8 protein-coding genes are annotated in these 10,262 nt (G+C 60.4%); all 8 read left to right on the forward strand.

Annotation, left to right across the window (positions count from 1 at the left end; genetic code table 11):
• Positions 1-556: 556 nt before the first annotated feature.
• On the forward strand, positions 557-1,123 hold the full coding sequence (locus K8U03_15850; protein ID MCE9606369.1) for a hypothetical protein: 567 nt from the start codon (positions 557-559) through the stop codon (positions 1,121-1,123).
• Positions 1,124-1,176: 53 nt separating this feature from the next.
• Positions 1,177-2,043 carry a DUF3592 domain-containing protein gene (locus K8U03_15855; protein MCE9606370.1) on the forward strand — a complete coding sequence of 289 codons (867 nt, stop codon included), beginning with the start codon at positions 1,177-1,179 and terminating at the stop codon, positions 2,041-2,043.
• Positions 2,040-3,701, forward strand: coding sequence for a hypothetical protein (locus tag K8U03_15860; protein MCE9606371.1), 1,662 nt, complete (start codon positions 2,040-2,042; stop codon positions 3,699-3,701). Before K8U03_15855 ends, K8U03_15860 begins: the two co-directional genes overlap by 4 nt.
• Positions 3,702-3,720: 19 nt before the next feature.
• Positions 3,721-4,386 (forward strand): hypothetical protein, encoded by a 666-nt coding sequence (locus tag K8U03_15865; protein ID MCE9606372.1) that lies wholly within the window; start codon positions 3,721-3,723, stop codon positions 4,384-4,386.
• A 44-nt stretch (positions 4,387-4,430) separates the two neighbouring features.
• The gene (locus K8U03_15870; protein MCE9606373.1) at positions 4,431-5,723 is read left to right on the forward strand and encodes a hypothetical protein; all 1,293 of its coding nucleotides are present in this window, start codon (positions 4,431-4,433) and stop codon (positions 5,721-5,723) included.
• Positions 5,724-5,792: 69 nt separating this feature from the next.
• Complete coding sequence (locus tag K8U03_15875; GenBank protein ID MCE9606374.1) at positions 5,793-7,598, forward strand: hypothetical protein; 1,806 nt, start codon at positions 5,793-5,795, stop codon at positions 7,596-7,598.
• A 79-nt stretch (positions 7,599-7,677) separates the two neighbouring features.
• Positions 7,678-8,955, forward strand: coding sequence for a hypothetical protein (locus K8U03_15880; protein ID MCE9606375.1), 1,278 nt, complete (start codon positions 7,678-7,680; stop codon positions 8,953-8,955).
• A 65-nt stretch (positions 8,956-9,020) separates the two neighbouring features.
• A partial coding sequence (locus K8U03_15885; GenBank protein MCE9606376.1) for a caspase family protein occupies positions 9,021-10,262 on the forward strand: 1,242 nt, incomplete at its 3' end.

Below are 10,262 nucleotides of genomic sequence, written 5' to 3' on the forward strand. Positions count from 1 at the left end.
ACGCCGCCATCTATCTCCACGATGCGATCATCGATTCCCATCTAACCACCACGCAAGAACGCACACTTTTCCATTCGCAGATGGCCTACCTCGCATACTGGCCGGCGAGTCTCGCCCATTGGTCCACGGAGCGGCTTACAACTCCGGCAATCCCAACATGACTGACGCGCAAATGGGAAAGAAGCGAGGCGGGCTTCGTGGATGGTTTCGATTCGGCTCTAGTAGCGTGAGCCCGTTCGGCCGGCCGAAGCGTTGCGATCGGCGGACGCTGCCGCTGCAACTTAACGCCCGCCCAGTCGAAATGTCGGATTTCGAATCCTGCGGAAAATTCGTCATCAGCGCCCCCCGATGCTTCTCGGCAAGATTTTGGCAATAAATTTGCCAACGCCTTTGAGGGGGCGATACGATAGCGAGGATTACTCCTTTTTAACTATTGGTTGCTCAACGACCATTAACCTGCGGCGACCCGCAAGTTATGGCACTTAAACAGCGATTGCATACCTCTTTGATCGTCGGCCGCGTCCTAAGTCCCCTTTATTAGCAGAGTAAACGAACCATGTTTGCCAAGGTTGCCCGTTGGTTTTCGATCGTCGCCTTTCTCGTCATCGCCGCGTCGCTGGCGTTTCAGCAATGGAGTACGAGCAAAGCGAACGGCCTCGTCGCCGAGCAGGGCAAGCATATCGACGCCGCGAACGCGTTGATCACGCAGGCGGCGCCCAAGCTCGACGAACTGACAAGTGAAGCCACGATCGCCGCTTTTCCTGGAAATCGCGCGCAGCTCGAAGCCAACGTCCGATCGACGGGTGAATTGTACGACAAGGCCGCCGTCGAGTTTCGCCACGCTTCGACGAAGCTCGATGAAGCTTCGAAGGTGATGACGGAAGCAAAAGTCGTCGAGTACTTCGCGACGATGCGCGACCGCTGGGCGAACAAGGCGAAGCAAATGGAGCTTCTGCGCGATTACGTTTCGGCTCTTGTCGATTCGAAGATCGAAAATGCCGAGTCGCTCAGAGCGCGGCACGCCGAACTCAATACCCTCGCCAAAAGCCTCGACGCCGCTGAAAAAGAGCTGAAGGCGAAGTCCGACAAGATCCATGCCGAGTATCCCGACCTGCTGAAGTAAGCGTTCTCCATCGTCGTTTTCCCAGGAACCGTTGCGCACCAAGGATTTCGGCTATGAACGCGCCTTCGAATACTGCTGCCGCCGCGGCCGCCGATCACCAACTGGCTTTGGTCGTGCGAACGCCGCCGCCGCGAAAGGTGCGAGCGAAGACCGGCACGCGAATCTATTACGCCGTGATCATCGCCGTGTTCTTCGTCGCTCCGGCGCTCACCTCGGCCTGGGGGCAGTGGCAATTGCACAAGGCGAACGTGCTGCGCAACCGGGGCGTGGCGACGATGGGCCGTGTCGTCCATTCGGAGACGACGACCAGCAGCAGTCGTCGCGGACGCAGCACGTACGGCACGACGACCGAATTCGAATTCGAAGCCGACGGCCGAACCTATCGGTTTCATACCAACTATCCGGGAAGCGGCCGCGACTATCCGGGCAAAACGGAGATCGTGTATTTGCCGGAGAACCCAGCTGAGGCTTCGTCGCGAATGTTTTTGGATCTCTCCGGCACGCAGACTTACGGTTTCAACCTGTCGATCGTGGGCTTGGTGTTGTTCGTCGCTTTGTCGCCGCTCTGGATGCTGCTGCTTTATCCGACGCTTCGTCGCCGGCGCCTCTTGATCTCCGGTCTGCCGATTCGTGGTACGGTCACGCTAGCCAAGACCGAAGGGATCTTTTGGGGCGTGCATTACGAATTCATGCTCGAGGGCGCGCTGTATGTCGCCGCCGGCCGGATGGCGACGAAGTACGAGAAGGAGATTCCGACCGGTGCTTCCGTGCTGATCCTGTACGACCCGCGGAAGCCGAAGCGTTCCGAACTCTATATTCCCACGGCCCGATGCTATGAAATCATCCCGACCGTCGTATCGTCGCAAGCCGCTCCCACGGCCCGACCGAACGCGGCCGCCGCGACGGGGAGAAACGCATGAGCACGATCGATCCACCGGCCGACGAACGACCGTTTCCGCCGGAGCTTTTGATTGCGCCGCCGCGCACGATCGTCAAAGGATGGCGCGTGCGCTTGGCGAGTTGGTTGTTTTTGACGCTGGTTTTCCTTCTGCCCGGCGCGCTGAGCTTCATGGGCTACCTTTCCCAAGCGACGTTTCAACGGTTGCTCGATCACGGTGCCAAGACGACGGGCAAGGTCGTCGAAAAATGGCCGCCGCGAGATAAATCGTCGCCGAGCTTGGTGTACGAATATGTCGTGAGCGGAGAATCGCATCGCGTCTCGGAACCCCGTTCGCGCGAAGACTGGGCGGCGACCGCCTTAGGGACCGAAGCGCCGATCGTCTACCTGCCCGAAGATCCCGGTTCGGCTTACACGGAGCACGCGATCGTGGTCGCCGGGAAGACGTCTACCACGGCCCTGGCGCTCTGGATCATCTCGGGAGTACTCGCGGTGTGTACCTTGCCGTTCTGGATCTACATCGGTCGCAGGCACGGCAAGATTGCGCAGTTGGCCCGCTCCGGCATCCCGACGAACTGCACGATCACATCGGTCGAACGAATCAGCATCTCAAACCACGATCATTGGACGCTGAAGTACTCGTTCTCCACGCCAGGCAAAGGCGCCCGAGAAGGCAAGTCGTACGTGACCGGAGCCGAAGCCGGGCTAGCCGGCGGCGAAGGAGCACAAACGGCGCTGCTCTACGATCCGGCGAATGAGGGGAACTACGAGTTGTATGTCGTCGTCGGCCGGCAGTATCGCATCGTCGTCGACGACTTCGCCGTTGTGCGAACTTCAGGCGGATTTCGTTCCCACGCGCTACTGGCGGCGCTGCTCGTTGTGGCGGTCGGAACCCGACCGCAGACTACTTGTGCGCAAGCGCCGGCCGCGGCACCGACGGCCATCGCGAAACCCACGAGCACGACACCCCAGATTTCGGAAGAAACCATGCGGCGCATGCAGCGACAATTGCAGCGCATGGAAATGGGAATGTCGCCGGACCCGCTCTTTCAACCGGAGACCGGCGACGGCATCGCCCGCAAATTGGAGACGGGCGAGTATCGCATCGATGTCGATCGGACTCCTTGGTACTCCGACATTTATTGGCTTACGAGAATCGGCTTCACGATCTTTGCGTTCGTCATGTTCATCATTTCGCTCGTCCGATATTTTGCGGCGAAGAATCCCCAGCAGGTCCAGGTAGCGCAAGCGGAAGTGAGTCGAGCGAATCAAATCGCGAAGCAGGCAGGCGCGAAGTATCAGAGCCTTGTTCATCAAGCCGACCACAAGCATTTTGCCGAGCAACGCGATGCGCTGGCCGCCGCAGGGACGGAGACCGAAGCGTTGTTTCGCCAAGCCGCCGAAAGATATCGCGCGGCGTCCGAACAGTTTGCTCAGGCCGGCGATCCGGAGAATCCTTCGGCCTATGAAAAGGCTCGCGTTCGTGCGCGAGCATACAAGGCGTTGGCCGAGTCGCAGTCGACGATGGCTGACATCGCCGGGCTATTGCGTGACACGACGGTGACCTCGGCCGAAGATTTTATCAGTCGGGCGAAACCGCTGCTCGCGGCCGCAAAAGCGTCGGGCGACACCTGCCGCAATCTGTTGGCTCAGGTCGGCGATGCGAAGGGCACCGCTTAAGTTCTCAGGAGAATCGTACGTGAGTGAAGTCGCCTTGAGTACGGAGCCCGTCGTCGCGCCGCTTGGTCCGCTGAAGTCGGCGCTCGGCGTCGGCGATCGCGTGGCTCAATTGTACGTCGTCGTCGAATCGAGCGACGAGCGCTTACGATACCGCACGCAAGATTGGTTGCTGCTGCTCACGGTACCGCTGTCGATCATCGGCCTGTTTTGGAACATCCTCTACTGGATATTTATTCTCGGTCTGCCGCGCTGGGCCGGTAGCGCGCTGCGCGATGCCGGCCTCTCGATGCCGCTGTCGTCAGTGCTGGGCATCATCTTTTTGGGCCGGAGCTTCGACTTCGATCGTCGTCGCGGCACGGTTGCCGTACGACGTTTCTACCTTTTCGGTCCGACGATCTCGTTTGCCGACGTGCAAGCGGTCGAGATCTGCGTGACGCCGCCGGATGCTTCGGTAACCGCGACGAAATCGGACCAGGTGCGCGTCGGGTTGGTCGACCGCCAAGGTGCCATGCTCGCCTCGCTGGACGACGGCTTTTACGACGTGGCGGCCTGGCAGTCCGCCGCCCCTTGGTTCGCCCAAGTCGGTCGCCTCGTCGGCTGCTCGCTCCGCATCGCCGGTTCTCCGCAGCAACTTTGTCCTGCAGTTCGCACCCTGCTCGAAGCGGCAGTTGCGGGCATTCACTAGCTCTACATCAAGATCATCCTCAATCTCAATTCGGAGTACTATCCATGATCGGTCCTCTGCTTTGCCATGGTCGACGCCTGTTCGCAGCGGCGGCAATCGTCTGTTGCGGAGCCGGTTTCGTCGCTGCGCAAACGGCCGCATCTCCCAAGTTCGAAAATCTCGACGTCAACGAAGATGGAGTGCTTTCGGGCAGCGAGTTGAAATCGGTTTCCGGCCGAGATAAGAACGGCGACGGCCGCGTGACGCCTGCGGAGTTCGCTCCGGCTGCGGAGCCCGCCCAGCCCGACCCGCTGAACAGCAACACGAAATCCGACGAGAAGAAATTTGCCGAACTCGACGTGACGGAAGACGAGTTTCTGTCCGGCCGGGAGTTGCGCGGCGTCGAAGCTTACGACGTCGACCGCAACGGGCGCGTGACGAAGGAAGAATATCTTCAAGGCGCGGCTGCCGCTCGGCGGAAAGCCGGCGTTCCTGCGCCCGTAGCCCCCATCACTAGCCTTCCCGTGGCGCTGGCCCTGCCGCCGTTGCCTCCGCTTCCACCGCTCCCGCAGGGTACTTTGCCTGCGCTGCCTGTTCCGCAACCTAAAGCTCCCGCCGGCGCGACGAGCGATCTCGATCCGCTGGTCTGGGCGTTTCAAACCGGTGCGATCCAACCGCTGTTGTCGAGCCTGAACGAGCGAGGTCGCAGCTGCGTCGATGCACCGGTCTTGCAGTTCGCGGTCGATGCCCATCGAAAAGAGTACGGCGACATCGTCGCTCCGAAAGTCGGAGACGTCACCGTCGTCGAACAGAATCGGAATGGCGTGGTGTGGAAAACCAACCATGCGGAAGCGGCGTTTACGCGAGGGAAGGTGGCATTGTTCGCCGTGACGGCCGGCGGAGCCATCGAAGACGCCGACGTCATTTCGCAGCTCATGGACGAAATCCCGAAGCGCTATTCCGCACAACTGCTCGTGCCTGAAGGAGAAGCACTCGCAGGGAAGACGACCGATCACTTCGGTCCCCAGGGAGAACGGCTGCTGCGATTGATACTCACGGGTAAAGATCGAGAGGCGTTCGAGTGTTTCTTTTGGGAGACTCGGGATAAGCTCGGCTTCGAAACGTTGGCGGCCTATTTCGCTCAAACTCGCGCAGCGCTCGGCACGGTCGAGAAGATCGAATGCACGGGCGTGGCCGCCGAAACCGACGCCGACGGGAAGGTCAAGCCGACCTTCGACGTGCAATACGAACTAACGTCTTCGATCCAAGGTACGGTCAAGGGATGGGTCTCCTTCCAGATCGTCGGGCTGAAGGCCCGCCTCATGACCATGCAACTCAAGAAGGCCGAAGAGAAATAAGCGCGCCCTTACTTCTCTGATTCGCCGAAACCCAAATCAATCATCTATCATCTACCTCGGAGATCGCTCGTGAAACTCTCATCACTCTCCTTCGTCGCCTTCACGGCGACCTTACTCTCCGCCGCCGCGCTCCGAGCACAGGCCCCCGCCGGCAACGAGCTCACCAAGTTCGACGCCGCGCTCTTCGCTAAGTTCGACGACGGCGATGGGACGCTGACCAAGGAAGAGGTCGGGGCCTATCCCTGGCTGCGCTACGACACCGACGGCGACGGCGCGATCTCTAAAGCGGAGTTCCTGCTCGGCAGACTACAAGACCGGCTCGGTGCGCAGCTCGCACCGAACACGGCCGGCTCCTTCGCCTTGCTCGACTGGACCAACGACGGCAAGCTCTCGGGCGTCGAACTAGATAACGGCCTCTGGCTCAAGTTCGACCTCAACGGCGATAAGATCGTCGACAAGGGGGAATACCTGACCGGCGGCGGGACCACGCCGACGAATGTTCCCGACGCGCTTCCTAAAGCCGATGCGACGGGCACCTGGAAGAAGCATGTCGCCGACATTCTGGAGTTCGAGATGCCGGGCGCGCCGGAGCCCACGAAGAAGTCGGCCGAAGAAGTCGGATACCGCTACAGGCTCGACGGCGGCCAAGCCTCGTACCATGTCTCGGTGAAAGTTCTCAAGAGCGCCCCGGCGGATCCCGACGCGATGCTCGTCAAGGTGTGCGATGCCGTGGCGGCGACGATCCCGGGCGGACAGGTCGTCGGTAACGAGAAGATTGCGCTCGGCGGTAATCCCGGTCGCGAACTGATGATCGGCATTCCCGGCAAGCTTCGCTTTCGTCAACAAGTTTTTATCGCCCAATCGCGGCTGGTGATAGGAATCGTCCAAGCGAGCGGCGAGACGAGCGTCACGCCTGCCGACGTCGAGCGCTTCTTCGGTTCGCTCAAGTTCGTCGCCGCCGACAAGCCCGTCCCCGCGCCGGAAGTCGCTACCACGGTGACGCACGCGAAGTTCGTCAAGGCCGTGGCCGACGATGACGACCGCGCGATCATCGCGATGTTTCACCCACAAGTCGCTGCCAAGATCAATCCGGCGATGGTTCAGATGCACTTCGACATCAACAAGACCGAGATGGGGGAGATCACCGATACGAAGTCGTCGCCTCCCGAGATCAAAACCGAAACGATCGACGGCATCGATTACGTGCAGGGCAAACAGACCGTGCAATGCGCCAACGGGCCGATGCAAGTCACCACGAGCATCGCCGAGGGAAAGTTGGTCGGCTTTCAACTCGACTCGCCGCGCATCACTCCGGAAATCGTAAATCAACGGATATACGAATACCTCAACGCCTTGTTGAAAAAAGGAAACGACTCGAAGGATTTCGCCGACAACTTCACGCCCGAATGCGAGAAGTTCGTCCGCACGCTCTTCGATCAAGGTTCCGATCAGGCCTTGGCGTTGCTCGACCCGCGAGTGGAAAAAGGGTTGAAAGAGAGAGACGAAGTGGCCGACCTCACGCGTGTCCGCAAAACGTTCGGGCCGGTAACGAAGCTGGAACTAGTGACGTTCCGCGTCGAAGGTACGCCGGAAAAGGGTTTGGATAAATTCAAGCTCGGCTTCGAGGCGACTCGTCCCGGCAAAGCTCCCGCCACGATCACGATCTTCTACGAAACCGAAGGATTACAAGCGTTCATCATGGGTTATTCGTTCGACGACGAGTTGACCGAAGGTGTCGTCCCGCCGGCTTCCGGAGTTCCTGCACCTCCGCGTACCGCCCCTCCGCGAGTTGCGCCTCCGTCGACCGACGACGATGTTCCGCCGCCGCCGAAAGCTTCCGCGCCGCCGAAAGCTCCGGCACCCCCGATTCCCTAACGACGTGCGCGTTTCACACCCTCTTTGCTTCGACAGAAACATTTTTTCTCGGGAGATCGTCGTGTTCCGAATATTTGGGATGGTTCTTGCCGTCGTCGCGGCGCTGTGCTGCGGCGATTCCGGAAGCGTGCTCGCTCAGCAGCCGGGCATCGCCGGACTTTCGAAGCTCGACGCTACGCTTTTCGCCAAATTCGACGACGGCGATGGCGCGCTGACCAAGGAGGAAGTCGGCGAGTATCCCTGGCTCCGTTACGACGTCGACGGCAACGGCGCAATCTCGAAAGATGAGTTCGTCCTCGGACGATTGCAAGACCGCGTCAGCGCGAATCTCGCACCGAGCACCGCCGGCTCCTTCGCGCTGCTCGATTGGACCAACGACGGCAAACTGACCGGAGCCGAGCTCGACGGCGGACTCTGGCTCGAGTTCGACGGCGACGGCGACAAGGTCGTCGACAAAGCCGAATACCTCGCCGGTAAGAAGTCCGCGCCCCGCACTTCGCCGGACGACGTCGTCCCGGCCCAACATGCGAAGCTGATTAAGGCGCTGACTTCGGACGACGATCGAACGACCCTGGCCATGCTGCATACGTTTGCGCGCTCGCGCATCCCGCCGCGCCTCATGCGAATCTATTTCGACATGATCAAATCGGAGATGGGGGCCTTCACCGCCGCCGACGCCGCCCCCGTCTACAACACCGAAACGATCGAAGGGACCGAATTTCGACGGGCACGACACCGACTTCAGTACGCCAACGGGCCGGTCAACCTCACCGCTTCGTATCTTCACGGAGTCCTCGCCGGCTTCGATATGGATTCGCCGCAGCTGACCCCCGAGGCGGTTGAAGCCTTTAAATACAAGCGCATCTATGAAATACAGTTGAGTGATAATCGCAAGGATTTTGTCCGCGAATTCTTACCCCAGTGCGAAAAATTCCTCGGCACCTTGATCGACGTCGGCGCCGACGGCGCGCTGGCCTTGCTCGACTCCGAATCACAACATACGCTTCGCAACGACGGAACGTTGGAACGGTTGGAGCGCGCACGCCGGACACTCGGACCGATCGCGCGATGGGAACCGGCGACTCTACTGGTAGACGGCGCAAGAAATAATTGCGTCGAAAAAATCAGCGTCTTTTACGATCTGCATCGAACCGGCAAAGAAGCAGCGTTCGTCGAGTTCAACTTTATCCTCGAGGGACTGCAGGTAAGCATCATTAATTGCAAAATCGCCGATCCGCTGCAGACTCCGTCACCGGCCGTTCCCGCAGCTCCGGCAGCACCCGCGCCGCCGCAACTCCCGGCCCCTCCGCGCATCGCTCCGCCGCGAACTTCGTTGCCTGCTCCCCCGATTCCGTAACTCCCGACCGGAAACCGATCAAGGCGACGATGAGACACGATGCTAGGTTTCAAAGGACGATGCGAGTGAATCGTAAATGGGTTTCCATATCGGCGTGCGTCGCGTTGCTGATGGCCTCATGGAGCGCCGCGGCGGCCGCGCAAGACAACGTAGCGATAGATAAAGTCGAGTGGAATCGCCGCTTGGCCGCGCAGTTCGAGACCGGCATTCGGACGGCGATCGTCATCGGAGTCGAAGGCCCGGATCTGTCGAAGATCGGGATGACCATCAAGCGCGAGCAAGGGCCTGCGCCGAAAGCCTGCGCGAACAACGCCGAGCTTTTCGCCACGCTTTTGACGGAGAATCTCGGCTACCCCCAAGACCAAGTCTTGCTGATGACGCCCGCCGGGGCCGACGACATGCAGCCGCGCCAAGAGAACGTGGCGCGAGTGCTCAAAGCACGGCTCGATGCCTGCAAGCCCGACGACATAATCCTCGTTTATTTTTCCGGGATGACCGTAGAGCAGGCCGCGCTCTGTTTGTCCGACTTTCCTGCGAACTTCAACGGCGAACGTGAGAAGGCCGATGCAAGCATGTTGCGGCTCGACGGACTACGCGGGCTTCTGCATCAGTGCCCCGCTCGGCGGAAGCTGCTCCTCATCGATTGCTGTCACGGCGGTAGGGCCGATCAATTCACGCACGCTTGGCATTCGGTAGCGTTAGGCACCGAATTCCAACAGACGACCGGGCTCCTCACCTTGGTGGCGGGTGCTCCCGAAGAAACTCCGAAATCCTACGGCGGATATGGACTCTTCACGAAATCGGTGGCGCGCGGACTCGCGGGCTCGGCCGATTTCGACCGTAACGGCATCGTCGACAGCGACGAGCTCTATCGCTATCTACTGACGGATGTTTCTTCGGCTATTGCGCGTCTCGACGCAACTCTGACGCAAACGCCGACGCGCGTGCTTGGGCAAGACGTGGTCGGGGTATTCGCGCTTTCGCGTCCCACGGGGACGCGACTGCCGCTGCTTAAGGAGCCGCGGCGCCCCAAGCCCGGCGAAACCTGGACGAATTCGCTCGGCATGAAGTTCGCCTACGTTTCGTCCACGGCGGCGACCCCGATCGGTTCGCCCGAAGAAGAACCGGCGCATGAAGCCGACGAGTATTTGCACGAGGTCGCGTTGACGAAGCAGCTTTACTACGGCGTCTACGAGGTGACGCAGTCGGAGTATCGGAAGGTGATGGACGCCGAGCCGAGCTTCTTCTGCGCCGCAGGCGCAGGACGCGATAAAGTCTCGGGACTCGACACCGGCAACTTTCCGGTC

The organism is Planctomycetia bacterium, from assembly GCA_021413845.1.
Classification (GTDB): domain Bacteria; phylum Planctomycetota; class Planctomycetia; order Pirellulales; family PNKZ01; genus PNKZ01.